A 25,998-nucleotide genomic window follows, 5' to 3' on the forward strand; every position below is an offset into this window, starting at 1 on the left:
TTGAGTCAATGACTGTTGAGCTTTCTTCCGTGCAGAGGCGCGCGCGGATCCACGCCGCGCTCGGCGACCCCGCACGGCTGGCGATCGTCGACGCCCTCATGCTCGGCGACGCCTCGCCGGGGGAGGTCGCGCACCAGCTCGACCTGCCCACCAACCTTGTCGCCCACCACGTGAAGGTGCTCGCCGAGGCCGGCCTGCTGGCCCGCACCCGCTCCGAGGGCGACCGGCGCCGCACCTACCTGCGTCTCAACCCGGACACCCTGGCCGCGCTCGCCCCCGCGCAGCTGCGCGCGGACGGTCGCGTGGTGTTCGTGTGCACGCACAACTCGGCCCGCTCTCAGCTCGCCGCCGCCCTGTGGCGAGACCGCACCGGCGGACCGGTCGCCTCGGCCGGCACGCACCCCGCCGCGCGGGTCCATCCCCGCGCCGTCAAGGTCGCCCACCGGCACGGGCTCACCCTCGACCCGACCGCCACCGCTCACGTCCAGCACGTGGTGCGCGGCGACGACCTGGTAATCGCGGTCTGCGACAACGCGTACGAGGACCTCACCGGCAATGTCCAGCCGCGGCTGCACTGGTCCGTGCCCGATCCGGTCCGGGTCGACACCGACGCCGCGTTCGAGGCCGCCTACACCGACCTCGCCGCCCGCGTCGACCGCCTCGCACCCACCCTCACCACGGGAGCCGACCATGGCTGACGCCACCACCTGGCACCGAGACCTGTCCGTCGACCAACAGCTCGCGCTGCATACGTCTGCCACCCGGCTGGCCGAGGAGTTCACCGGGATCTACGGTTCGGAAACCATCGAACGGTTCCTATACACCAGCTACGACCAGTTCGCCAGCCGCAGCACCGTGTCCAACTTCCTGCCGCTGCTCGCCGAGCGCTTCGCCCGTCAACGCCTGCAGGCCCTGGCCCGCGTGGAAGGTCACCACCGCGACGGCAAACCCGTCGTGCTGTTCCTGTGCACGCACAACGCCGGCCGTTCCCAGATGGCATTGGGTTTCTTCCAACATCTCGCCGGCGACCGCGCGGTCGCCTGGTCCGGCGGGTCGGAGCCGGAGACTGAAATCAACCCCTCCGCGGTGGCGGCAATGGCCGAACGCGGCATCGACATCACCGGCGAGTACCCGAAACCCTGGACCGACGAGATCGTCCGCGCCGCGGACGTCGTCGTCACCATGGGCTGCGGAGACGCCTGCCCTATCTTCCCCGGCACGCGGTACGAAGACTGGGACCTCGACGACCCCGCCGGCCGGGATCTCGAAGCTGTCCGTCCGATCCGCGACGAGCTGGAGCGCCGCGTGCGGCATCTGCTTGTCGAGATGGGCGTGCCGGCTCGATGAGCAAGCCCAGCATGTGGCGGCGGCTGCTGGCCGAGTTCTGCGGCACAGCCTTGCTGGTGACCGCCGTCGTCGGGTCCGGCATCATGGCCACCCAGCTGTCACCAAACGATGTCGGCCTGCAGCTGCTGGAAAACTCGGTCGCCACCGCGTTCGCGCTGGGGGCGCTGATCCTCACCTTCGGGCCGGTCTCCGGAGCCCACTTCAACCCGGTCGTGTCCGCGGCGGACTGGTTTCTCGGCCGCCGCACCGGCACCGGACTGACCGGCAGGGCCCTCGCCGGGTACGCGCTCGCCCAGACCGCCGGCGCGATCGCCGGGTCGGTCCTGGCCAACCTGATGTTCGCCCTGCCGGCGGTGGACTTCTCCGCCAAGGACCGCGCCGCCGGACACCTGTGGCTCGGCGAAGTCGTCGCCACTCTCGGGCTGATCCTGCTGATCTTCGCCCTCGCCCGATCCGGCCGCGCCGCCGTCGCCCCGGCGGCCGTCGGTGCGTACATCGGCGCCGCCTACTGGTTCACCAGCAGCACAAGCTTTGCCAACCCGGCGGTCACCGTCGGACGGGCGTTCACCGACACGTTCGCCGGCATCGCACCCGCCTCCGTACCGGGCTTCGTCGCCGCTCAGACCGTCGGCCTCGTCCTCGCGGTCGGCCTGCTGCTCGCCCTGTACCCCGGCGTGGGACGCGCGGCCGGCGAGGTCGTCGCCCCCCACCCGGTCACCGAGCACGCCTCCCACGACCCTGATCACTCGGACCGAAGGACCCTGACCCGATGAACGACAAGCCCACCGTCCTGTTCGTCTGCGTCCACAACGCCGGCCGCTCCCAGATGGCCGCCGGCTGGCTGCGGCACCTCGCCGGCGACCGGGTGGAGGTCCGCTCCGCCGGCAGCGAACCCGCCGAACACATCAATCCCGCGGCCGTCGAGGCCATGCGCGAAGTCGGCATCGACATCACCGGCCGGACCCCGACGAAGCTCACCTGGGACGAGGCGCAAGCCTCCGACGTCATCGTCACGATGGGCTGCGGCGACGCCTGCCCCGTCTTTCCCGGCAAACGCTACGAAGACTGGAAGCTGGACGACCCGGCCGGTCTCGGCGTCGAGGCCGTCCGACCCATCCGCGACGAAATCCGGCGCCGCATCCAGGACCTGCTCACCGATCTGGTGCCGCCGAGGGACGCCCGCTAGGCCGCAGACCGCCCCGATGGTCGGATCGGCGACTGCGCGCCGAGCGTTCCTGCGGTACATCTCAGGGAGACGCGCAAGACGGGAAGGGGCCAGGAGCTGATTCGGCGTGCTGTCCTGATCGGGCTTCCCCGCTTCGACGCGGCGCCGGACGAGGAAGGTAGCGGCTGGCAGGCGCTGTCGTTCGCGCCACGGCGGGTGCGTGACCTCCAGGGCGCGCTGGAGCGCTACGGCTACCACTGCATCACCCCGGACCCGAAGACCCTGGTCGGACCGGCGATCAGGCAGGCCGTCTTCGACGCCGCCCGGGAGCTCGGCCCGGATGACCTGCTCGTCGTCCACTTGCTGAGCCACGGTGGCCTGACCAAGACGGGCCGGCTGGCCCTCGTGGACGCCGCCGGCCGGGTGGATCCGGTCAACAGCGTCGGCGACTGGGTCCGTGACTTCGCCGATACCCCGAGCTGCCGTCGACGCTGTTTCTGGTCGACTGCTGCTCCGCCGGCACGGCGGCACAGCAGCCATGGCAGCTGACCAACCCGGCCGGCGCCGGGCGTACCTGGGTGCTCGCCGCCTGCGGAGCCTCGGACCCGGCGTTCAACGGTCGCTTCACCGAGGCGGTCGTCAACGTGCTCACCGCGGACACCGAGAGCGCCGTCGACGTGGGCACCGACCAGGACCAGATCCCGCTCGACACCGTGGCGCGACGGATCAGCCGGGAGCTGCGCCGGTTGGTCGACCAAGCCGACGCCTTCTACCAGGAGTCGGTCGGAAGCCCGCTGGCACTCGGCGACGAGCCTCCGGCTGCGCCGTTCTTTCCCAACCCCGCCTACGACCACGGCGCACGGCGGTCGCAGTCCCAGGCACGCCGCGCGGTGGACGCCGGGACGGCGCCGTTCTTCGACGATGTGGACGAAGGCCTCGATCCGCGACACTTCCTGCGCACAGCCAGCGGCATCGGCGACCGCGCCAGCGAGGGCATCGGTTGCTTCCGGGGACGGCGCAGCGAGCTCAGCACGCTGAGCGAATGGTTCGACGGCCACGACGACACCCGGCTCAGGGTCGTGACCGGCAGCCCGGGAGCGGGAAAGTCCGCGATGCTCGGCGTGCTGGTCTGCGCCGCACACCCCCTGCTGCGCGCCGCCACGCGCTACATCTGGACCGACGTGCACCGCGCTCCTGGACCGTGCCGGCACCTGGCGGCGGTGCACGCGCGGCAGCGCTCCACAGTGGAGATCATCGCGTCGATCGGACGCCAGCTGGGCATCAGCGACGCCGACCACGACCTGCGCACGGTGTCCGAACTGCTCTCCGCGCTGCGCGAAGCCCAGACCGCGCCCGTCGTGGTCCTGGACGCGCTGGACGAGGCGACCGACCATCAGACGGTCCTCACAAGCCTCGTGATGCCGCTCGCCGAACAGCAGCGATTCGACGGCAGTCCGCTATGCCGGCTGCTGGTCGGGACCCGGCCCTGGCCGGACTTCAAATCCTTGCTGGAACTCGCCGACTCGCTCGGCGGCACCACCGACCTCGACCAGGTCGACCCGACGAGGTTGCGCCGCGACCTGGAGGACTACGTCGCCGACCTCATGCGCTGGCACGACCCCTACGACGAGCCGGGCTACGTGGCGGCCAGGCAGCGCTTCGCGCACACCGTCGCCGGTCAGCTGGCAAGCGATGAGTACCGCACGGACGAGCGGCGCTGGGGCGAGTTTCTCGTCGCCGGCCTGTACGCCAACCACGTCCTGGCACGACACGAGCCGGTGAGGTCGGAGGAGGAGGCCGCCGAGCTGGGACGGGCGGTCCCGCACACGCTGCCCGACCTGCTCGAGCTCGACCTCGCCAGCAGGGCCGGCACGCAGTGGCTGCGCCCGGTGCTCGCCGCGCTCGCCCACGCCCGCGGCGACGGCATGCCCGCGCAGACGCTCCGGCACGCCGCACCGGTGTTCCACCCTGAGCGGGAGAAAGCCACCGGACCGGCGAGCTGGCCCGCGGTGGCCGCCGCCCTCGAGGCCGGAAGGTTCTACCTGCGGCGCACCACCGATGTGGACGGCACGATCCTGTTTCGGCTGTTTCACCAGGGCCTGGCCGACTACCTGAAGCGGCATCCGGTCAGCGCGGCCGTCGAGGAAGCCGGCTTCGAGCGCGGGCGCCGGCTGTTTGACGCGCTTGTCGCTCCGCTGACCACCGAAGGCGGCCGCCGCTGGGACCACGCGGAACCGTACCTGCTTCGACACGCGATGCAGCACGCCTACGGCGAACACGCGACGCCGACGGGTGCCGAGCACGACGCGCACACCGGAACGTCGTACCGTAAGGGTCCCCTCGCCGCCGACGCCGAGTTCCTCGTCCACGCGGACCCGGCGACCTGTGTGGACAGTCCGGTTCTCTGGCTCTCCAAGGAACGCTGGGCGGAGATCGCCGAGTCCGCGGAGCCGCTGCGCCGCCAGCTGCTGGCGCTGGAGGCGGCCAGCCAAGGATTCGCCAACGCGGCGCGGCGGCTGTGCCGACCGCCCGGTCGCCTGCCGCTGATGTGGCAGCCGGTGTGGTACCGGTACGGCGCGAGGGTCGCCTGCCACTTCGAGGCGCTTCGCCGCACCGCACTGGGCTACGCCGACGGCCGAGTCGAGGTACGCGGGTGGACGGGCCTCGGCGGACCACAACCGCTGCCCGTGCACAAAAGCCCGGTGAACGCGCTGTGGACCGGTCTTGTCTCCAACCAGCCCGTCGTGGCATCCGGCGACCTCAGCGGCGACATCGCGGTCCGCGCGGGCGACGGCGGGACCGTGTACCTGCCGACCAGCAAGAGCCACGCGAGAGCCGTCGCCGCGCTGAGCATCACGCAGCTCGGCCAGCACACGCTGATCCTGTCGACGGACGCGACCGGGCGGGCGCTCGTGCACAGGATGGCCAGCCCGCCGGACGTCACCCGGTCTGCGACCCGTGTCGCCAACTGGCAGGGTGGCCCCGTCCAGGCCCGCGTCGACGCGAAGCCAGCCGCTTCCGGCGGGCCCACCGCACGTGTGGCGTTCACCGTCGAAGGCAGAGCGCTGGTCGCCACCGTGGAGGCGGAGACGCAACTCGTCGTCGCCGACAGAGCGGGCGATCGGCCGTCGCTGGTGCGGTACCAGGTCGACGCACCGATCCGGGCCATCACCGCGAGCGACGCCGGCCACCTTGCGGTGGTCACTGACAAGGGAGTTGTGCTCTTCGAGCCATCGGCGCACCTCCCGCCGGCCGAGCCCACCACGCCAGACGCCGTCACGTCGGCCAAGCTGTTCATCGCCGGCGGATTCGCCACCGGTGTGACCACAGCGATCGGTAGCGTATCCGAGATCGCGCCGCTCACCACCGAAGCGATCCTGACGTCGGCCGGAGTCGGCGTCGACGACACGAGCCAGGTGCCCGGCAAGACGACCACGACGGTCGCCCTCGACTTCGGTCGTGTCACCTTCGACCGCGACCTGATCCTGTACCTGTTCGGCACGGGCGGCGCCACCCGCAGGTGGTTTCTGTGGGACGAGATTGTCCGGGGCGCCATCGGCGCCGTGGTGCTCGTCGACACGCGGCGCCTGGCCGACTCGTTCGCGGCCGTGGACTTCTTCGAAGACCGGCGGCTGCCCTACGTCGTGGCGGTCAACTGCTTCGACGGACAGGCACATTACAGTCCCGAAGACATCCGCGGGGCGCTCGCACTGGCGCCGGACGTACCAGTGGTCCTGTGCGACGCGCGCAGCCGCGAGTCGGTGAAGCAGGTCCTCATATCGCTGGTCGAGTACGCGCTGACGCTTCTTCTTCGCGGGCGAGCCGACCCGGCTCCGGCACCCGGATCCGTTGCCACACCAGCCAGGGCCGATGCCGGTCTGCCACGCCGCACGGGTACGCACCCAGCGCGGGCGGACTCGTGACCGTGTCCTACTCGGCGGCGTAGGCGGCGTCCAGGCGCTCGATGGGTCCCGGCCCGTCGTGGGGCTTCGGCGCGGCGCCCAGGTGGCGCACCCGCAGCTCGTCCATGAGCTCCTCGATGAACGCCGGACCCTCGGCGCGCATGAGCTCCTGCCGGCTCCGGAGCTTGTCGCTGCCCGGGCGCCAGTCGAGGCCCCAGTTGCCGAGCGCGTACAGGATCGGAACGGTCTGGATGCCGGCTTCCGTGAGGCTGTAGCGGGCGCGCTGCCCCCGCGCCGCGGTGCCGCGGGTGAGGATTCCCGCCTCGACGAGCCGCACGAGGCGGTCGGCGAGGATGTTCGACGCGATGCCCTCGATCGACCCGGTGAGCAGCGCCCGGAAGTAGCGGCGGTCGCCGAAGATGACGTCGCGAAGCACGAGCAACGACCAGCGGTCTCCGAGCACCTCGACAGCGGCGTTGATCGGACACCCGGACCGTGCTTCCACGTCGCCTCCTTGACAGGTACCTCGCCCTCACTATAGTGGTTGCAGAATGCAATCACTAAGGGGTGAGGAGCGATGGGCCGCTTCGTCTACTCGATGAACGTCTCCCTCGACCTGCGGATCGAGCAGGTTCCGGGGGACAACGGCGCTGGCGAGTGGCTGCGCATCGGCGAGGAGATGCACCGCGAGGCCAACGCGCAGACGCGGGCGCTCGCGCTCATGGTCCACGGCCGGGTCTTCTACGAGACGATGGAGGAGTTCTGGCCACGGACGCACGAAGACGCGTCGCTGCCGGACTTCATGCATGAGTACGGCGAGATTTGGACCGCCAAGCCCAAGGTGCTCGTCTCCCGCACCCGAAGCACCGCCGATCACCACACCCGGATCATCGGCGGAGACAACGCGATCGAGCAGCTCGCCGCCCTGCGGGCCGAGACCGACGGCCGCGTCAGTGTGGGCGGCGCGGCGCTGGCGACCCAGCTGCTCCGGGCGGGGCTGCTCGACGAGCTGATGCTCTGGACCCACCCGGCGATCCTCGGCTTCGGCCGGCCGCTTTTCGACGACTACGACATGCCGATCGACCTCGAGCTGCTGGAGCAGCAAACGTTCGAGCAGGGCGTCACGATGCATCGCTACGCCGTCCGGGACGCGAAGGAGGCAGGCTCGTGCTGAGGCAGGTCGCGGAGGGCGTGCTGGTCCACCAGAGTGAGTTGCTCCAGAACAACACCGTTGTCGTGCAAGGCCGGGAAGGCGTGCTGCTCATCGACCCCGGGATAACAAGCTCCGAAATGGACTGTCTCGCGAACGACCTCGGCAAGCTGGGCCAGCCCGTCGTGGCAGGCTTCGCGACGCACGCCGATTGGGACCACGCGCTCTGGTCCGCCAGGTTTGGCGACGTGCCCCGCTACGGCACAGCCCGCTGCGCCGCCTACAGCCACGATCTGCTGTCGAACGCCGGCTGGAAGGCCCGCCTCGCCCGCGGACTGCCGCCGGAAATCGCCGAGGAGACACCGCTGGACCTGTTCGGCCTCATTACCGCGCTGCCCGCCGGCACCGCGCGGATTCCCTGGGATGGCCCTCAGGTCCGGGTCATCGAGCACCAGGCGCACGCTCCGGGCCATGCGGCGCTACTGATCGAGGAACGCGGAGTGCTCGCCGCCGGCGACATGCTCTCCGATGTGTTCATCCCGATGCTCGACGTGGACGGCAGCGCCGACCCCATCGGGGACTATCTTGCCGCCCTCCGGCTGTTCGACGGCGTGGCGGACGGCGTCGATGCCGTCGTACCGGGCCACGGGTCCGTCGGCGGCGCCGACCAGCTGCGGGCACGGATCGACCAGGACCGGACCTACCTGCTGGCCCTGCGTGACGATCAAGTCGTCACCGACCCGCGGATCGGCCCATCGGCAAAGCCCGGCTGGGAGTGGGTGGACGACATACACACCGGGCAGGCCCACCGCCTCGCCAAGAAAGCCGAACGCGGCGGCAGTACCGACTGACGCGATGTCCCTGGTTTTGGGGTCATACGCTGCCTGGCATGTTCTCTCGCGCTGAGCGCCCGGTCTGTCCGTCGTGTGGGCTGCCAGGGCTCACGATCATGCGTGGCTACCCGAACGAGCGAGGCATGGCCGAGGTGTCCTCCGGCCTGGCGGTGCTCGGCGGTTGCGCGGTCGAGCCGGGCCAGTCCGACTACTCCTGCCCGCGCGGCCACCAGTGGCGTGGCGGCGGCAGGCTGCCCGAGGGCGCGGACGGCGCGGCCCGGATGTACGCGGCCGGTGACCTCGACGGCGCCGCCGGAGCGTACGCCGAGGCCGTCGCCGCGAGCGTGCAGGCGCGTGGCGAGCGCGACCGGGAGACCCGGGTGCTGCGCCACGCGCTGACGCTGGTGCTCTCCGCCGCCGGGCGCGACGAGGAGGCCGCCGCGGCGTACGCGCCGGTGCGGGCGCTCGAGTACGAGGAGATCAAGGCCCGGATCGAGAAGCGGTACCGGCGGTACACCGAGGGTTCGTAACCCCGGGCACGGACAACGGTCGGCCCTTCGCCTGAGGCCGCTACGAGGTCGATCGAGATCGACTTGATGTATCTATCTTCGTCGTGGTCTTGCGGCTACAGTGTGCCGTGCAGGGCCGGTCATACCTCCGCCGGCCCGAAGTCACGGGGGAGGGCGATTCATCGTGCGTCCATTATGGAGTCTTCGTCGTTTGGCCGCCGCGGGCATTGCCGCGGCCGTCGTAGCAGCCAGTGGCGCAGTCGCGCAGGCCGCGCCGCCGCGGGCGGAGGCACCACCACCGCCGGCCGGCGCACCGGCCGGCGCCGACAAGCCGGAGCGGCGCCACACCGTCATGCTCCTGACCGGTGACCGGGTCACCTACACCGTCGCGGGCGACGGCCGCCGCGCGGTGACGGTGCTGCCGGCGCCCCGACCCGGTGCCGAGCAGGTGCGTTTCAGCACGTCCCAGGCGGGCGAGCACTACTACGTGATCCCGTCGGACGCGCAGGCCCGAGTGGCCGCGGGCACGCTGGACCGCGCGCTGTTCGACATCCCGCTGCTGGTCGCGGACGGGCAGGCCACCGCCGACCGGCCGGCCGGCGTCATCCTGCGGTACGGCTCGGCGGCGGTCGCCACGGGCACCGGCGCGGCACTGCCCGGCGCCGACCGCAAGGCCGCGCTGCGCAGCATCAACGGCAACGCGGTGCGCTCCCGCGCCGGCCGGGCGCACGAGACCTGGGGCGCGCTGCGCGGCGGCCGCTCGGACGCCCGCACGCTGGACCGCGGCGTCGCGAGCGTGTCGCTGGACCGGATCATGCGGCCGGCACTCGATGTGAGCGTTATCCAGACCGGCGCGCCGTTCGCGTGGGCCGCCGGGTACCGGGGCAGCGGCATCAAGGTCGCCGTGCTGGACACCGGCATCGACCTGAACCATCCGGACGTGACCGGCCGCATTGTCAGTACCGCCAACTTCACCGGCGAAGCGACCGTCGCGGACGGGCATGGACACGGCACGCACGTCGCGTCCACTGTGGCCGGTAACGGCGCCGCGTCGGCGCAGCGTTTCCGGGGCATGGCGCCGGAGGCGTCGCTCATGGTCGGCAAGGTGCTGGACAGTGGCGGCAACGGCGCGATGTCCCAGGTGATCCAGGGCATGGAGTGGGCCGCTCGCAACGGCGCGCGGGTCATCAACCTCAGCCTCGGCGCTGGCCCGAGCGACGGCACCGACCCGGCGAGCGAGGCGGTGAACGCACTCTCCGCGGAGACCGGCGCGCTGTTCGTCATCGCGTCCGGCAACAACCACGGCGACGCCTCGGTGAACGCGCCGGGTGCGGCGACCGCCGCGCTGACCGTCGGCGCGACCGACAAGGTCGGTGGGTTTGTGGACTTCTCCAACCGCGGTCCGCGGCGCGGTGACGGCGCGGTCAAGCCGGAGATCGCCGCGCCCGGATACGAGATCGTCGCCGCCCGCGCGGCCGGCACCTCGATGGGCACGCCCTACGACGCGAACTACACCAGCGCGAGCGGCACCTCGATGGCCACCCCGCACGTGGCCGGCGCGGCCGTGCTGCTCGCTCAGGCGCACCCGACCTGGAGCGCCGACCGCATCAAGGACGAGCTCGTCTCCACGGCCGAGCCGCGCGACGCGCAGACGGTGTTCACCGCCGGCAGCGGCTGGGTGGACGTGCGCCGCGCACTGGGCCAGCGCGTGTCCGGACCGGAGGCGGTCGACTTCGGCCTCGTCCAGCCGCCGTACACGCAGGTGCGCACCCGCACGCTGACGTACCGCAACGACACGACGGCGGCGGTGACGCTCGGCCTGACCGTGAGCGGGCGCGGCTGGGACGGGCGGGCACTGCCGACCGGGGCGATCGCGCTCAGCGCCAGCACGGTGACCGTGCCGGCCGGCGGTACCGCCGCGGTCACGATGACGTTCACCGCGGCGCCGGGCGACCCTGGCGCGTACGCCGGCATCGTCACCGCGGCGAGCGCCGACGGCACCATCCGCGTGCGCAGCCCCTTCAGCTACTACAAGGGCGGTGTCCGCACGCTCGACGTGCCGGTGCTCGACTCCCGCGGCCGGCCGGTGCCGGGCGTGCTGGTGACGATCGCGAAGCTGGACGGGCCGACACACCCCAACGACCCGATCACCCGGGAGATCACGCAGGGTTACACCGGCGATGACGGGGTGGCCTCGTTCTCGGTGGCGGACGGCGTCTACGACGTGTACGCCTGGCAGACCGAATGGGAGGCCGACAAGCGCCGCGCCAACCAGCTGCAGCGGATCGAGGTGCCGATCAGCGCGAACACCACGGTGACGCTCGACGCCCGCCAGGCGCGGCGGGTCAACCCGACACTGCCCGAGTCCACCAACCAGCTGGTCGGGATGGCCGCGACCACGCGCCGGTTGGCCAGCGGCGACACAGCCGCCTCCGGCGGGATGCTGAGCTGGGAAAACTGGGACGTGTACGTGACGCCCACGGGTACGCCGGCGGTGGCCGGGCTAGAGGCGTTCGAGCAGTGGACGCTCGGCTCGACCCAGGTGCAGGTCCGGGCGAACGGCGGTGCCGCACTGCCGGTCGACTACCACCCGTACATGAACGGGCGCACGCTCGCCCGGTTCCAGAACACCACCCTTCCACTGGTGTACGCCGGCGGCGGCACCCCCGCCGAGTACACCGCGGCCGGGGCGACCGGCAAGGTGGCGCTCGTGCGGATCGTCGTGCCGGCAGGCACGGTGTACACGGGCGGCTACGTCTGGAACGCCATGGAGGCCGCGCGCCTGAACGCCGCGTCCGAAGGGGTGGCGGGCATCATCGCGTACACCGACATGACCGGCGGCATCGCGATGCCGCTGCGCGACGACAACATCCTCGCCCTGTCGCTGCCAGCGGCGTCCGGCCAGGCCCTGCGCACGCAGGTCGCCTCCGGCGCGGTGCAGCTCGCGATCACCGCGGGAAGGGCCAACCCGGAGCGCGTGTTCCAGCTGCGCTACCAGCACACCACGGGGTACCGGCGACCGCACCGGCCGTCGACCCGGCACAACTGGTGTCCTACCCGGCGAAGTACCGCGCGGACAAGGCGGGCCTGACGTACACCTCGGCGTGGCCGGTCTTCGGCGAGAACGACACCAGCGCGACCGCGCTGGGCGTGAGCTACTGGGCGCCGATGGACTGGACCGAGTACGCCGGTCCCCGCGACAGCCGGCTGACGTGGACGCAGACCGTGTACCAGCGGGCCACGCTGGAGGCCGATCCGATCGGTGACCAGAACGCCTGGTACAAGTTCCTGCCCGGCGAGAGCCGCAGCGCCGAGGACTGGTTCGGGCCGGTGATCCGCACCGTGCCGGCCGAGGTGCCGGACGGGTACCCGTTCCGGCTGCGGTGCACGTTCTGCCGCGAGGGCGACACGTTCGTCACCGGCTACTACGAGATGGACGCCGACGGCCGGCACTTCGACACCACCGCCGGCGACAACGTGGTCTACCGCATGTTCCGCTCCGACGGCAGCACGATCCCGGTGTCGGCGCTGAACCCGACAAGGTTCACGCTGCCCGCGACGGCCGGCACGTTCCGGCTCGAGGCGGTCGAGACGCAGCGCGGGCTCGGTCCGGTGCGCGTGCTGGGCCAGCGCAGCACCACCGACTGGACGTTCCGCTCGGCGCCGCAGGCGACTTCGGGGCGGCCGGCCGGATACCGCTGCTTCAGCACCTCCGACGAAAGCGCGTCCTGCGCCTTCCAGCCGCTGGTGCAACTGCGCTACCAGTTCGCCGGGCTGGACTCGCTCAACCGGGCCGCGGCGGGCGAAACGTTCACCTTCGACGTGGTGGCCGGGGCACACCGGCTCACGCCGGGTGCCGCGCCGGCGACGTCGCTGACCCTTTCGAGCTCCACCAACGGGGCAGCACCTGGCAGCCGGCGCAGGTGAGCGCGTTGGGCAGCGGCAGGTTCCGGGTCACCGTCACGCACCCGGCGCTGTCCGCCACCGACGGGTACGTGTGGCTGCGCACTCAGGCACAGGACGCCGCCGGCAACCAGGTCACCCAGACCCTGGAACGGGCGTACTCGCTGCGCCAGGGTGCGACGCCGCCGGCCTGCGAGGTCAAGTACGAGCCGAACAGCTGGCAGACCGGCTTCACCGCGAACGTGCAGATCAAGAACACCGGCACGGCCACGGTGAACGGCTGGAACCTCGCCTGGCGGTTCGCCGGCAACCAGCAGATCACGAACGCCTGGAACGGTGTACCGACGCAGACCGGCCAGCAGGTGAGCGTCGTGAACACCGCGTCGAACGCGACGATCAGCCCGAGCGGCACGGTGAGCTTCGGCTTCCAGGCCACGTACAGCGGTGTCAACGCCGTCCCGGACGCGTTCACCCTGAACGGCGCTCCATGCGTGAAGGTGTGACCGCCGCTTGACCTGATGTGCGGGGCGCCCGTGGCGCCCCGCACACTGGTGTCCCCCAGACGGCCGATGGACGCTCATCGATCTATGGGTTACCGTTGATCCGCATGTCGGATCGATCGCAAGGGGTGCCGTGATGCCTACATCCAGGCGGTCGACACTGGCCGTTTGCGGGGTCGTGGTGAGCGCGGGTCTGCTCCTCGCCGCCGCGATGACCTCAGCGGTGGCCGATGTGCCGCCGACCGGGGGCGTGGAGGCCGGGTGCCGGGCCACCGCGCGCATCGACGCCCAATGGGGTACCGGCTCTACCGGAGGTCAGATCGTCACCGTCACGGTCACCAACACGGCGGCGACGAGCGCGAGAAACTGGACCGTGAGCTGGCCGCTCGGCGCGGGCCAGCGGGTCGTGTCGGCGTGGAACGCCGCGCTCAGCACGACCGGTGGCACCGTCACCGCGGTCAACGCCGCGCACAACGGAGCGCTCGCTCCCGCGGCGTCGACGACGTTCGGCGCGCAGCTGTCCGGTGTCGCGGCGGTGCCGACGCTGAGCTGCCGAAACGACACGTACACCCCAAGCTCCGGACCGGCGACCAGCCCGCCGCCCACCGGGGCCGACGTCACGGTCACCCAGGCCGACAACCAGCGCACGGTCACGCTTCTCGTCGGGCAGACCCTCGCGGTGGCCCTCGGACCCGACTTCGTCACGCCCACCGTGACCGGCTCCGGCCTCGTTCAGCTCTCGACCAGCGGCGGATACCCCAGCGGGCAGCCACTGGCCACGTCCTACCGGGCGGTCGCGGCGGGAACGTTCGACATCACGTCGCACACCGACTACGCGTGCCTGCACACACCGCCCCGCTGCGCGCTGCCCACGACACTGTGGACACTGCACGTCACCGTCGTCGACGTACCCTCGACCGGCCGGACCGTCACCGTGTCCACAGGCGACAACCTGAGCAACGTGGGCCTGCGGGTCGGCGACACGCTCGTGGTGAGCCTGCCCAGCGCCTACCTGCCGCCGACGGTCGCCACCACCGGCGTCATCGCGCAGCGCGACGTCTCCGGCGGCTACCCGACCGGCCAGCCGCTCGTCGCCCGCTATCTCGCGACGGCGCCGGGGCAGACCGACGTGTCCACCCGCACCGACGACCCGTGCAACCACCTGCCCACGCCGTGCCCGTCGCCCACGGTCCGCTGGACGGTCCACATCACCGTCACCAGCTGAGCTCCGTCCGCACAAAGCCAGCGGTCGATGGAAAGTCGGTTGCCCGCCGGTCTTGCCTCGGTGATCCTGGCCTGGTGGAGCTTGAGGACGCGGCGCGGGCCTGGCAGACCGACGGCTTCGTGATCCTCCCGGGCTTCCTCCCGGCCGAGGAGCTGAAACCGGCGGTTGGCGAGCTCGACTTGCTGTTCCGTCTGCCGAGGGCTTCCACGACGGCACCGACCCACGCCGCGACGTTTCATCGGCGACGGCCGGCACGGTCATCGCCTTCGAGCCGGGCACCCTCCATCGAGGCACCCAGCTGACCGCGCCGCGCGGCGTGCGGTACAGCATGCACCTGGGTTTCCGGCCGTCCGACCTCACCTGGGGACAGCGCGTCGGTTGGGCCGCGGCGGGCTTCAGCGCCGAGTGGGTGGAGTTCGTCGGCCGGGCCACCGCAGGCCAGCTGCAGGCCTTCGGATTCCCGCCGCCGGGCCATCCCTTCTGGACGCCGCAGACACTGGCCGGCATGGCGTTGCGCTATCCGAAGCTCGACCTCTCACCGTGGCACACCACCACCCCGGCCGCCGCTACGTAACCGCGACCCACGGCGGGGACGGTGGCTCACCGCCGACCTGGGTCATCGCGTCTCCGCCGGCACCGTGCCGGTCAGCGCCTCCCGGACCGAGGGCCAGCCGGCGAGGGCGTCCCGCACGTCGGCTCGGGTCTCCTCCCGCAGGGCCTGCGCGTGGGCCTGCTCGAGCACGTCGTCCAGGTGCTCGAGCCGGCCGCTCGCCGCGGACGTCACCGCCGCCTCCACCATCGCCAGGCTCATCACGTTTTCGTGCACCTCGCCGGATGGTGGCTCCCCGGTCCGCAGCGCCCGCACGAACACCTGCAGGGCGCCGGCGATCCCGGAGTACGGCGTGCCGGTCGCTTCCGCGGCGTCCACCTCGCCGTCGAGGACCGGCTCGTGGTCGCCGTCCCAGAGGGCGGTGCCCTTCTCGCCGCTCACCCGCCAGCTCCCGTTCCACGACGTGGTGGCACCGGGGCTGCACCAGCTGCCGTTGTAGATGTACCGGGTGCCGCCCGCCATCTCGAACACCACGGTCGCGTTGGCGTCACCGGCGTACCAGCTCCATGGCGGGTTGTACGACTGGCAGTACGCCGTCACCGGCTCCGCCTGGAGCAGGAACCGTGCCGAGTCGAACGCGTGGATCGCCATGTCGATGAGCAGCGGGTACGCCATCAGCTCGCGGAACCCGCCGAAGTGCTCGGACCGGAAGAACGTCGTGCTCACCGTCCCGATCGGGCCGAGTCGCGCGATCATCTCGCGCAGCGCGGCGAGCTGCGGGTTCCAGCGGCGGGACTGGCTGACCATGAACAGCTCACCGGTGACCTCGGCCGCGGCGGCCAGTGACAGCGCGCGGCTCACATTCTCCGCGGCCGGCTTCTCGCCGAGCACCGGCAGGCCCGCGAACAACGCCGCGGTGGTCACCGGATGGTGCGCCTCGGGGACGGTCACGTTGATCAGCGCTTGCGCGCCGGTCTGCTGGGCGAGGGCGACGGCGTCGGCGCCCACCGGGAGGTCCGGCAGGCCGGCCGAGTCGGCGGCGGAGCGGGCCAGGGGCACGTCAAGGTCGGCGATGCCGGCGAGCATCACCTCGGGTGATTCGGTGACGGTCGCGAGCCACGCGCGGCCCATGCCGCCGGCACCGACGATGACCACCCGGAGTGGATCGGCCGGGCTGGAGGGGATCGTCCGGAAACTCACTGGAGCGGTCCCGTGTAGCCCTGGCCCTGAAAGAACTCCCCGGTCTCGTACCGCAGGAGCACGGGATGGCTGCGTTCCGTCCGGTCGGTGCGGGCCCAGGCCACACCGTTCGCGATGACCCGGCGCACGTCCCGGTGATGGTAGGTGGGGTACGCCTGGTCTCCCGGCCGGAAGTAGAAGATCTTGCCGTGGCCGCGGCGGAACGTGCAACCGCTGCGAAACACCTCTCCGCCGCTGAACGAGCTGACGAACACGAGTTCGTCCGGTGCCGGGATGTCGAAGAACTCTCCGTACATCTCGTCCTCCTCGATGATCAGCGGGTGCGGCACGCCGTTGGCGATGGGGTGCGTGGGGTCGACGGTCCAGATCAGCTCACGGTCGTGCGCGTCGCGCCAGCGCAGGGTGCAGCTCGTACCCATGAGCTTGGTGAAGATCTTCGACCAGTGCCCGGAGTGCAGCACCACGAGTCCCATTCCGGACAGCACGTGCCGGTATACGCGCTCGACGACCTCGTCGACGACCTCGTCGTGCGCCGCGTGTCCCCACCAGGTGAGCACGTCGGTGCCGGCCAGCACCTCCTCGGTCAGCCCGTGCTCCGGGTCGTCGAGGGTGGCGGTGCGGACGGCGCAGCCGTCGCCGAGGTTTTCCGCGATGCCCTCGGCGATCGTCGTGTGCATGCCCTTTGGATAGATCCTCGCTACGTGCTCCTCGATCTGCTCGTGGCGGTTTTCGCCCCACACCGTCACCCGCAGCGGGCCGGCAGCTCCGTTTGTCATGTAGAACATTTTCCTACCGGGCTGGGCTCACTCGCCCGGACGACCCGCGCTGTCAGGTGGTGCCGGTCACTGAGGTGCCGGACTTGGTGATGCGGTAGGTGGCTTGCGTGCCACTCCAGAAGTGGAACGTGAGGGTGACCGCGCCGTCGTTGACCTCGGCGAAGAACTCCGGCTTCAGGATGATCGTGTTGGCGGCGTAGTCGGGCTGGAAGTTGCTCCAGAACTCCTTGAAGGAGGTCCAGTTGGCCGGGCCGGCGGGGCTGCCGTCGGCGTACTTGGCCTCCATCGTGGCGAGTTGGTCACCGCGGAACTGGGTCGGGATGGTGAACGCGCTCGTCGTGCCCGTTGCGGCCGCCTGCGTCGGTGGGTCGTAGGTGATGACGCCGATCTGCCACGGCGCGCCGCGGGAGAAGCGGGCCTCGATGGTGGCGTTGACGCCGTAGGCGCGGTTGCCGACCAGCCGGGTGAGTGCCGCCGGGGTGAGGGTGAGCGTGCTGCCGGAGACGGTGTAGTCGGTGCCGTTGGTCAGGCTGGTGCTGCCCTGCCACAGGCCCTGGAACGACAGGCCGTTGAGGTTGAGCGTCAACGACTTACCGGTGATGGCCCCGGTGCGAGGCACGTACACCTGGTCGGAGGAGGCGGTGCCGGAGCGGGTGCTCCAGCTGGCCTTCATCATCTCGTAGATGCCCTGGTCACGCCATCGCAGCTCGGTGCGATGCAGGAAAGACCCCGCGTCCCACAGCATGGTGGTGAGCTTCCTGGTGCGGGCGTGGTGGCCGACGGCCTCGATGTACTTGAGGAACTCGCCGCGCTCGATGATGCCGGGCCGCGTGTAGTCGTAGCTGAGCAGGGCCCACTCGCCGATGATGACGGGGATGCCACGGGAGACGAACGTGTTGTGGACGCGGTCGAAGGTGCCGACGAGATCCTGTTCCACATTGGAGTCGTAGCGGGTGCCGCCGGCGATGTTCACGCTGAACGGCCACCAGCCGTAGAAGTGGACGGTCGCGGCGAGGTTGGGGTCACCCAGCTGGTTGAAGGTGGCGTTCAGCGCGTCCAGCCGGGCCTGCTCGCCGCTGGTGTGGAGGGTGGGCAGCACCAGCAGCCGGGTGGCGTTGTCACCGCCGGTCCGGCGTACGAGGCGGACGAACGCGGTGTTGAGCTCCTGCACCACCTGGTCGCTCTCGGCATCGCCGGAGGTGCCGGCGAACTGCGGCTCGTTGATGCTCTCGAACACCAGCTTGGCGGAGTGGCCGCGGAAGGCGGTGGCGATCTGGGTCCACAGCGCGGTGTACCGGTTCATCACGTTCGTGCGGTCGTTGGGGTAGGCGTTGATCCACTGCCACGAGTCATGGTGCAGGTTGACCATCACGTAGAGGCCCTCGGCCAGAGACCAGTCGACGATCTGGCGGACACGGGCCAACCAGGCCGCGTCGATGGTGTAGTCCGGGGCTGGACCGTGGTGGTTGCTCCAGGTGATCGGGAGCCGGATGCTGTTGTACCCCTGCGACCGTACATAGTGGAGCATCGCCTGGGTGGTCAACGGGTTGCCCCAAGCGGTCTCGTCGGGGATGGCGTCCAGGGTGTTGCCGAGGTTCCAGCCGGGCTGCATCGCGGCCACGGTCGCCATCGGGTCGGCCGGTCGCGGCGAGGTCGACGGGGAGACCGACGGGGACATCGACGGGGATACCGACGGGGAGAGACTGCCGCTCGGTGTCGCGGTGCCACCGACCTCGCCGGTGCAGGCGACGCCGTTGAGCGCGAACGAGGTCGGGGCGGTGTTGCTGCCCGTCCAAGCGCCGTTGAACCCGAACGAGACCGTCGCGTTGGTCGCGATGGTCGCGTTGTAGCTCACGTTCGCCGCGGTGACCTGACTGCCCGACGAGGTGACCGCCGCGTTCCACGCCTGGGTGACCCGTTGACCGGATGGGAAGGTCCACGCCAAGGCCCAGCCGTTGATCGGGTCGCCGAGGTTGGTGACGCTCACGTTGGCGGTGAAACCGCTCGGCCACTGCGCCGAGACGGCGTAGGCCACCCGGCACCCGGTGGCCGCCTGCGCGTTGGCGGCCACCATCATCCCCGCCACCAGCAGACCTGCCACGCCACTGGCCACCACGCCCAGCCGGCGGCGGGCTCCTCGTACCATCTGCGAACTCACCAGAACTCTCCTCGCGCCCGGCTGCGAAAGTTTCGGGCTAGACGCTACGCATTTCTTCGATGTACGTCAATGTGTTGAGCTGGCGGGCGCTGTTGCGCGTGACGCGTCACGATCCGTTGACGGAAGCGCTGATCATCACTACCGTCCGATCTGGTGCTATCGGAAATGGCCTGAAAGTTTCGGGAGCCTACATTGACGCACGCCGAGTCGGCGAACCCGGCTGGTGATCCAGGCAGGCCGGTGACCATCGCCTACATCGCTGCGTCCACAGGGGTTTCGGTTCCCACCGTTTCCAAGGTCATCAACGGCCGTTCCGGCGTGGCCGCCGAAACCCGCGCGCGCGTCGAGGCGGCGATCAGGGAGTTTGGGTACCAACGTTCGGCTCCGCCCACCCGCAGCAACCTGGTCGAGCTGGTCTTCGACCAGCTCGACGACATGTGGGGAGTCCAGATCATCCGCGGTGTGGAGCGGATGGCCCGGCAGCAGCGCGTCGGGGTCGTGCTGACCGAGCTCGGCTCGGGGCGCGGCGGGACCCGGTATTGGATCGACGACGTTATCGATCGTCGTCCGGACTGCCTTGTGACGGTGGCCCAGCTGGGCGAGGAGCAACGCAGCCAGCTTCGTGCCAGAGGCATCCCGTTCGTGGTCTTCGACCCCACGGTCGAGCTGCCTGACGGCGTTCCGTTCGTCGGAGCGACCAACTGGGCTGGTGGCCGGGCGGCAACGCGTCACCTGATCGGGCAAGGCCATCGACGGATAGCGCTGATCAGTAGCGCGGACCGGATCCTGTCCTGCCGGGCCCGCCTGGACGGCTATCGCTCCGCAATGGAGGCTGCCGGGCTGCCGGTCGACGGCGACCTCGTCGTCCAGGCCGGTCTGAGCGTGGACGGCGGCCGGGCCGCCGCGCTGGAGTTGCTGCGGGGCCCGCAGCCTCCTACAGCGATCTTCGCCTCCAACGACCTGCAGGCGGTCGGTGTCTACCAGGCGGCGCGGGTGGTCGGGTTGCGGATTCCGGCGGACCTGAGCGTCGTCGGTTTCGACGACTTGCCGATCGCCGCGTTGGTCGATCCTCCGCTGACCACCGTTCACCAGCCGCTGGTCGAGATGGCTGTTGCCGCAACGGAACTGGCGCTCGCCCTCGGCCGGGGTGAGCGGGCACCGCGGACCGGGATCGAGCTCGCGACGACGCTTACGGTTCGGCAGAGCACCGCCACGCGCGTCGGGTAAGGGCGCCGACGCGCGGGGGCTTGAGCAGGTCAGAACGCCTTCTGTCACCCAGGTCGGCCGGCTAGCGAATCGGTTCGCTCGCGACCTTGCGCAGGATTCGTCATACGTATAACCTCCACATCGAGACCTATCGTTGGGTCGAAGCGAAATCAGGCGGCTTTTCGGCGAAAGTTGCCTCACCTGTAGGTCGAAACACCACGACCGTGCACCGATTACGTGCGCGGACGTGACGACGACTCTCATCCATGACCACGCCCTGTAAAGGGGTTCGCCGATGTCCGACCCTCGCCTCTCACCTGAGTTGTGCGCCCCGCCGCGCCTTCCGTGGCCCGCGCGGCGGACCCGGGGCCGGGTTCTCACGGCGTCCGCGACCGCACCCGCGACGGAGAGTGAGGAACACATGAAACCACTGACGCGGCGCCCGCCCGGCGCCCGGGCGGGGCGGACCTTAGCCAGGACGACGGTGACAGCGCTGACCGCACTCGGCTCGGTCGTGCTCACGCTCTGCCTGCCCAGCGCCGCTGCCGCGGCCACCTCCGTCCAGGTAGCGGCCGTCGCCCCGGCGGACTCACCCGCCACGATCATCGCGAAGGCCGCGGATGTCGTACCGTCGCCGCGTCAACTGGCCTGGCAGCGGCTGGAGCGGTACAACTTCATCCACTTCGGTGTGAACACCTTCACCGGTAGGGAGTGGGGCACCGGCTCGGAGAATCCGAACGTCTTCCAGCCCACCGGTTTGAACACCGACCAGTGGGCGGCGGCGATGAGGGACTCCGGGTTCAAGGGGGCGATCCTCACCGCCAAGCACCACGACGGCTTCTTGATGTTCCCCTCCAGGTACAGCAACTTCAGCGTCGCGTCCTCCTCCTGGGCCGGCGGCCAAGGCGACGTGGTGAGGAGCTACGCCGACTCGATGCGCCGGTACGGGCTGAAGGTCGGCCTCTACGTGTCACCGGCCGATCTGCACGAAAACCTGCCTGGCGGAAAGTTTGCCAACGGCAGCGCCACGAGGCAGGTGACGATCCCTTCCAACTCCGCGGACATCGTCAACGGAGTGTCGTTCCAGTTCAACTCCGATGACTACAACACCTTCTTCGAGAACACTCTCTACGAACTGCTGACCCGCTACGGCAGCGTGGACGAGATTTGGTTGGACATGGCCAACCCGACCGGCCGTAACCAGCCCTACTACTTCAGGGACTGGATCACCATGATCCGCACGCTGCAGCCCAACGCCGTCATCGAAAACGACGGCGGCCCGGATGTGCGCTGGGTCGGCAACGAGGCCGCCTACGCGCGTACAGCGGAGTGGTCGGTCGTGCCCACCAACGGCGATCTCGCGACCGCCGCCGACAACGTGCTGCCGGTGCCCGGGTTCAACACCGCTGCCGACGTGGGCAGTGACTCGATCCTGTCGCAGCGTAAGGCGGACGGGACAAGTGCGTGGAACCTGCTGCGCTGGTCTCCGGCGGAATGCAACGGCACCCTGTCGGCGCCGCACAACTGGTTCTGGCAACCCGGCGACACCTGGCGGCCCTTGGCCGAACTGCTGGACATGTACTACGGCTCGGTGGGGCGCAACTGCAACTTCCTGCTGAACATCTCCCCGAACCGGCAGGGTCTGCTGGACCAGTCGGTGGTGACAGCACTGGCCCAGTTCGGCACCGCGCTGTCGCAGACGTTCGGCACCAACCTCGCCAGCGGCGCCAGCGTTGCCAACGACAGCGGGACCTCGAACACCGCCGGCCACACTCCGAACCTGGCACTGGATGGCAACCTGGACAGCTCCTGGCAGCCGAACGGTGCGACCGGGGCGCTGGTGTTCAGCTTGCCGTCGACGCAGACCTTCGACGTCATCTCGGTGCAGGAGGATCTGAACATCGGCCAGCGCGTCAGGTCGTTCGCCGTCGACTCCTGGAACGGCAGCGCCTGGACCCAGATCGCGGCCGAGCCCGTCATCGGCCACAAACGCCTGATCCGCCTCGCATCGCCGGTGTCCACCAGCCAGATCCGCCTGCGGATCACCAGCTCCCGGACCACGCCGACCATCGCCGAGTTCGGTTTGTACCGCCGGCCCACCGGCGGTGGCGGCCAGAGCAACGTCATGATCGCGGGTAGCTCCTCCGGCCGCTGCTTCGACATCAACGGCGCGAGCACGGCCAACGGCACCCAGGCGCAACTGTGGGACTGCCACGGTGGCACCAACCAGCGCTGGACGTACACCTCCGGCAAGCAGCTCACGATCTATGGCAACAAGTGCCTCGACGCCTACGGCCAGGGTTCGAGCAACGGCACCGCGGCGGTGATCTGGGACTGCAACGGTGGCGCCAACCAGCAGTGGAACCTCAACTCCAACGGCACCATCACCGGCGTCCAGTCCGGGCTCTGCCTGGATGCCGCCGCTTACGGCACCGCGAACGGCACGAAGATCCACCTCTGGGGCTGCCACGGCGGCGCCAACCAGCAGTGGAGCCTGCGCAGCTGACCACGACCGGTGGGCCGGAGCAACGCCCGGCCCGCACCGGACGCCGGCGTCGCGGAGGGGACGGACGTCGGCGGCCGGCTGGGACTCATCACCGGAGGAATCGATGAACGTGAAAAGTAGACTTCGTCGCCTCATGGGCGCGGGGATCTCGTTGACTCTCGTCAGTGCCGGAATCGGAATCATCTCCGCCGCACCGGGGGCGCTGGCCGCCACGACGGGGCCGTGTGACATCTACGCCACCGGTGGCACGCCGTGCGTGGCGGCGCACAGCACGACCCGGGCGCTTTACGGCGCGTACAACGGTCCGCTCTACCAGGTCCGGCGCTCGTCGGACAACACCACCCGGGACATCGGGGTACTGGCCGCCGGTGGATACGCCGACGCGGCCGCGCAGGACACGTTCTGCGCGAACACGAACTGCGTCATCACCGTCATCTACGACCAGTCGGGCCGGAACAACCGCCTCACCCAGGCGCTCGGTGGCGGCGTGCCCGGCCCCGGTCCCGGCGGATCCGACAACCTCGCCGACGCCAAGGCGGCCCCGGTCACGATCGGCGGCCAGAAGGCATACGGCGTCTACATCGCTCCCGGCACCGGCTACCGCAACAACAACACAAACGGCATCGCCACCGGCGACCAGCCCGAGGGCATCTACGCCGTCCTCGACGGCACGCACTACAACGGGGGTTGCTGCTTCGACTACGGCAACGCGCAGACGAACGCCCTCGCCGACGATATCGGCATCATGGAGACCATCTACTTCGGCAACAACAACTGGTGGGGCTACGGAGACGGCAACGGCCCTTGGATCATGGCCGACATGGAGTGGGGACTGTTCTCCGGGGTGAACCCTCGATACAACCCCATGCCGCCCATCAACCACCGCTTCGTGACCGCGATCGTCAAGGGCGAGCCGAACCATTGGGCCATCCGTGGAGGCAGCGCGCAGTCCGGCGGCCTGACGACCTACTTCGACGGGCCCCGACCCGCGGGCTACCACCCGATGAAGAAAGAGGGTGCCATCCTGCTCGGCATCGGCGGTGACAACAGCAACGGCGCCCGCGGCACCTTCTTCGAGGGCGTGTTGACGTCCGGCTACCCGTCGGCGGCCACCGAAAACGCCGTACAGGCAAACATCACCGCCGCCGGATACGCCCCGGCGGCCGGCAACCCGCAACAGAACGCCATGTTGGTCGGTAGCCAGTCCGGGCGCTGCGTCGACGTACCCAACGGCAGCACCACAAACGGCACCCAGGTGCAACTGTGGGACTGCTGGGGCGGCAATATGCAGCGCTGGACGCACACTGCGGGCAAGCAACTCCAGGTGTACGGCAACAAGTGCCTGGACGCCAACGGCGCCGGCACCAGCAACGGCACCCAGGCCATCATCTGGGACTGCCACGGCGGCACCAACCAGCAGTGGAACCTCAACGCCAACGGCACCATCACCGGCGTGCAGTCCGGCCTCTGCCTCGACGCCAACGGCGCCGGGACCGCCAACGGCACCAAGCTCATCCTCTGGTCCTGCAACGGACAGCAAAACCAGCAGTGGTCCCTGCGCAGCTGATCGCGCAGCAACACCCGGCCAGGAAAGGATTCGATGAACGTGAAGAGAAGGCTGAGCCGCTTCATGGCCGCCGCAGGGACCCCGTTGCTCCTCGTCCTCGCCGCCAGCTACGTGACGGTCTCGGACGCGACGCCGGCCCGGGCCGCCACCACCGGCCCATGTGACATCTACGCCTCGGGCGGTACGCCGTGCGTCGCCGCGCACAGCACCACCCGCGCGCTGTACGGCGCGTACAACGGTCCGCTCTACCAGGTCCGGCGCTCGTCGGACAACACCACCCGGGACATCGGTCTGCTGAGCGCGGGCGGAGTCGCCAACGCCGCCACGCAGGACACCTTCTGTGCCAACACGAGCTGCGTCATCACGATCCTTTACGACCAGTCCGGCCGGAACAACCGCCTCACCCAGGCGCCCCCCGGCTTCTGGCCCGGCCCCGCCCCGGCGGCTGGGACAACCTCGCCGACGCGAAGGCGGCCCCGATCACCGTCGGCGGCCAGAAGGCATACGGCGTCTACATCGCTCCCGGCACCGGCTACCGCAACAACAACACAAACGGCATCGCCACCGGCGACCAGCCCGAGGGCATCTACGCCGTCGTCGACGGCACGCACTACAACCAGTGGTGCTGCTTCGACTACGGCAACGCGCAGACGGACGGCCAGGCCGACGCGCCCGCCATCATGGAGACCGTCTACTTCGGAGCCAACAAGCAGTGGGGCTACGGGGCCGGAGCCGGCCCTTGGATCATGGCCGACCTGGAGTGGGGACTGTTCTCCGGGGTAAACGCGGGATACAACAACCTTCCGTCCATCAACCACCGCTTCGTGACCGCCATCGTCAAGGGCGAGCCGAACCACTGGGCCATCCGTGGAGGCAGCGCGCAGTCCGGCGGCCTGACGACCTACTTCAACGGACCACGACCCGCGGGCTACCACCCGATGAAGAAAGAGGGTGCCATCCTGCTCGGCATCGGCGGCGACAACAGCGTCACCGGCCGCGGCACCTTCTTCGAGGGCGTGTTGACGTCCGGCTACCCGTCGGACGCCACCGAAAACGCGGTCCAGGCCAACATCGCTGCCGCCGGATACGCGGCCAGCGGCGGACAGCAGAACGCCATGTTGGTCGGTGGCCAGTCCGGCCGCTGCGTCGACGTACCCAACGGCAGCACCACAAACGGCACCCAGGTGCAACTGTGGGACTGCTGGGGCGGCACCATGCAGCGCTGGACGCACACGTCGGGCAAGCAGCTCCAGGTGTACGGCAACAAGTGCCTCGACGCCTATGGGCAGGGCACCAGCAACGGCACCCAGGTCGTCATCTGGGACTGCCACGGCGGCACCAACCAACAGTGGAACCTCAACTCGAACGGCACCGTCACCAGTGTGCAGTCCGGACTGTGTCTGGACGCCAACGGCGCTGGGACCGCCAACGGCACCAAGCTCATCCTCTGGTCCTGCAACGGACAGCAAAACCAGCAATGGGGCCAACGCAGCTGACGGGA

22 protein-coding genes and 1 pseudogene are annotated in these 25,998 nt (G+C 70.0%); 19 read left to right on the forward strand and 4 right to left on the reverse strand.

Annotated features, from left to right (window positions below):
- Positions 1 to 8: 8 nt before the first annotated feature.
- From Phou_RS27340 to Phou_RS53080, 6 genes are all read left to right on the forward strand, one after another.
- A complete protein-coding gene (locus Phou_RS27340; protein WP_173060712.1) occupies positions 9 to 698 on the forward strand; it encodes an arsenate reductase/protein-tyrosine-phosphatase family protein in 690 nt (229 codons plus the stop codon).
- Entirely contained in the window at positions 691 to 1,347 is a 657-nt protein-coding gene (locus Phou_RS55050) for an arsenate reductase ArsC (protein ID WP_173060715.1), read from the forward strand. Before Phou_RS27340 ends, Phou_RS55050 begins: the two co-directional genes overlap by 8 nt.
- Positions 1,344 to 2,120, forward strand: coding sequence for an aquaporin (locus Phou_RS27350; RefSeq protein WP_173060719.1), 777 nt, complete (start codon positions 1,344 to 1,346; stop codon positions 2,118 to 2,120). The genes Phou_RS55050 and Phou_RS27350 overlap by 4 nt, the downstream gene beginning before the upstream one ends.
- Positions 2,117 to 2,533 (forward strand): arsenate reductase ArsC, encoded by a 417-nt coding sequence (locus tag Phou_RS27355; RefSeq protein WP_173060722.1) that lies wholly within the window; start codon positions 2,117 to 2,119, stop codon positions 2,531 to 2,533. Before Phou_RS27350 ends, Phou_RS27355 begins: the two co-directional genes overlap by 4 nt.
- A gap of 195 nt (positions 2,534 to 2,728) precedes the next feature.
- Positions 2,729 to 3,061, forward strand: coding sequence for a caspase family protein (locus Phou_RS27360; protein WP_246273892.1), 333 nt, complete (start codon positions 2,729 to 2,731; stop codon positions 3,059 to 3,061).
- A gap of 2,669 nt (positions 3,062 to 5,730) precedes the next feature.
- Positions 5,731 to 6,435, forward strand: a complete 705-nt coding sequence (locus Phou_RS53080) for a GTP-binding protein (protein WP_371872232.1) — start codon at positions 5,731 to 5,733, stop codon at positions 6,433 to 6,435.
- A gap of 7 nt (positions 6,436 to 6,442) precedes the next feature.
- Here the strand turns inward: Phou_RS53080 and Phou_RS27370 are convergent, their stop codons facing one another.
- Positions 6,443 to 6,919 (reverse strand): winged helix-turn-helix transcriptional regulator, encoded by a 477-nt coding sequence (locus Phou_RS27370; protein WP_173060725.1) that lies wholly within the window; start codon positions 6,917 to 6,919, stop codon positions 6,443 to 6,445.
- 72 nt (positions 6,920 to 6,991) lie between these two features.
- Between Phou_RS27370 and Phou_RS27375 the strand changes: the two genes are divergently transcribed.
- The 9 genes from Phou_RS27375 to Phou_RS27415 all read left to right on the forward strand — a co-directional run bounded on the left by Phou_RS27375 (position 6,992) and on the right by Phou_RS27415 (position 15,108).
- On the forward strand, positions 6,992 to 7,588 hold the full coding sequence (locus tag Phou_RS27375; RefSeq protein WP_173060728.1) for a dihydrofolate reductase family protein: 597 nt from the start codon (positions 6,992 to 6,994) through the stop codon (positions 7,586 to 7,588).
- Positions 7,582 to 8,415: an MBL fold metallo-hydrolase gene (locus Phou_RS27380; RefSeq protein WP_173060731.1), complete on the forward strand. Its 834-nt coding sequence runs from the start codon at positions 7,582 to 7,584 to the stop codon at positions 8,413 to 8,415. The genes Phou_RS27375 and Phou_RS27380 overlap by 7 nt, the downstream gene beginning before the upstream one ends.
- Positions 8,416 to 8,540: 125 nt before the next feature.
- Positions 8,541 to 8,927 carry a hypothetical protein gene (locus Phou_RS27385; RefSeq protein ID WP_173060734.1) on the forward strand — a complete coding sequence of 129 codons (387 nt, stop codon included), beginning with the start codon at positions 8,541 to 8,543 and terminating at the stop codon, positions 8,925 to 8,927.
- 190 nt (positions 8,928 to 9,117) lie between these two features.
- Positions 9,118 to 11,997 (forward strand): S8 family serine peptidase, encoded by a 2,880-nt coding sequence (locus Phou_RS27390; RefSeq protein ID WP_173060737.1) that lies wholly within the window; start codon positions 9,118 to 9,120, stop codon positions 11,995 to 11,997.
- Positions 11,955 to 12,833 carry a hypothetical protein gene (locus Phou_RS27395; protein WP_173060740.1) on the forward strand — a complete coding sequence of 293 codons (879 nt, stop codon included), beginning with the start codon at positions 11,955 to 11,957 and terminating at the stop codon, positions 12,831 to 12,833. The genes Phou_RS27390 and Phou_RS27395 overlap by 43 nt, the downstream gene beginning before the upstream one ends.
- Before the next feature lie 5 nt (positions 12,834 to 12,838).
- On the forward strand, positions 12,839 to 13,312 hold the full coding sequence (locus Phou_RS27400) for a cellulose-binding domain-containing protein (RefSeq protein ID WP_218579217.1): 474 nt from the start codon (positions 12,839 to 12,841) through the stop codon (positions 13,310 to 13,312).
- Between the two features lie 133 nt (positions 13,313 to 13,445).
- A complete protein-coding gene (locus Phou_RS27405) occupies positions 13,446 to 14,534 on the forward strand; it encodes a cellulose binding domain-containing protein (RefSeq protein ID WP_173060743.1) in 1,089 nt (362 codons plus the stop codon).
- A 74-nt stretch (positions 14,535 to 14,608) separates the two neighbouring features.
- Positions 14,609 to 14,836 (forward strand): phytanoyl-CoA dioxygenase family protein, encoded by a 228-nt coding sequence (locus Phou_RS27410; protein WP_173060746.1) that lies wholly within the window; start codon positions 14,609 to 14,611, stop codon positions 14,834 to 14,836.
- Positions 14,837 to 14,862: 26 nt separating this feature from the next.
- On the forward strand, positions 14,863 to 15,108 hold the full coding sequence (locus Phou_RS27415; protein ID WP_173060749.1) for a hypothetical protein: 246 nt from the start codon (positions 14,863 to 14,865) through the stop codon (positions 15,106 to 15,108).
- A 42-nt stretch (positions 15,109 to 15,150) separates the two neighbouring features.
- Here Phou_RS27415 and Phou_RS27420 read toward each other — a convergent pair whose 3' ends face one another.
- The 3 genes from Phou_RS27420 to Phou_RS27430 are packed head-to-tail and all read right to left on the reverse strand — an operon-like array spanning position 15,151 to position 19,206.
- Complete coding sequence (locus Phou_RS27420) at positions 15,151 to 16,284, reverse strand: Gfo/Idh/MocA family protein (RefSeq protein WP_173060752.1); 1,134 nt, start codon at positions 16,282 to 16,284, stop codon at positions 15,151 to 15,153.
- Positions 16,281 to 17,060 (reverse strand): ThuA domain-containing protein, encoded by a 780-nt coding sequence (locus Phou_RS27425; RefSeq protein ID WP_173060755.1) that lies wholly within the window; start codon positions 17,058 to 17,060, stop codon positions 16,281 to 16,283. The genes Phou_RS27420 and Phou_RS27425 overlap by 4 nt, the downstream gene beginning before the upstream one ends.
- Before the next feature lie 52 nt (positions 17,061 to 17,112).
- Positions 17,113 to 19,206 carry a cellulase family glycosylhydrolase gene (locus Phou_RS27430; protein ID WP_173064606.1) on the reverse strand — a complete coding sequence of 698 codons (2,094 nt, stop codon included), beginning with the start codon at positions 19,204 to 19,206 and terminating at the stop codon, positions 17,113 to 17,115.
- 252 nt (positions 19,207 to 19,458) lie between these two features.
- On the opposite strand from Phou_RS27430, the gene Phou_RS27435 reads away from it, so the two are divergent.
- The 4 genes and pseudogenes from Phou_RS27435 (at position 19,459) to Phou_RS27450 (ending at position 25,993) form a co-directional block, all read left to right on the forward strand.
- The gene (locus tag Phou_RS27435; RefSeq protein ID WP_173060758.1) at positions 19,459 to 20,445 is read left to right on the forward strand and encodes a LacI family DNA-binding transcriptional regulator; all 987 of its coding nucleotides are present in this window, start codon (positions 19,459 to 19,461) and stop codon (positions 20,443 to 20,445) included.
- Between the two features lie 463 nt (positions 20,446 to 20,908).
- Positions 20,909 to 22,930 carry an alpha-L-fucosidase gene (locus Phou_RS27440; RefSeq protein ID WP_173060761.1) on the forward strand — a complete coding sequence of 674 codons (2,022 nt, stop codon included), beginning with the start codon at positions 20,909 to 20,911 and terminating at the stop codon, positions 22,928 to 22,930.
- A 103-nt stretch (positions 22,931 to 23,033) separates the two neighbouring features.
- Entirely contained in the window at positions 23,034 to 24,497 is a 1,464-nt protein-coding gene (locus tag Phou_RS27445) for an arabinofuranosidase catalytic domain-containing protein (RefSeq protein ID WP_173060764.1), read from the forward strand.
- Positions 24,498 to 24,530: 33 nt separating this feature from the next.
- Positions 24,531 to 25,993: pseudogene (locus Phou_RS27450) on the forward strand (arabinofuranosidase catalytic domain-containing protein).
- The last annotated feature ends 5 nt before the right edge of the window (positions 25,994 to 25,998 follow it).

This window comes from Phytohabitans houttuyneae (genome assembly GCF_011764425.1).
GTDB classification, from domain to species: Bacteria; Actinomycetota; Actinomycetes; order Mycobacteriales; family Micromonosporaceae; genus Phytohabitans; species Phytohabitans houttuyneae.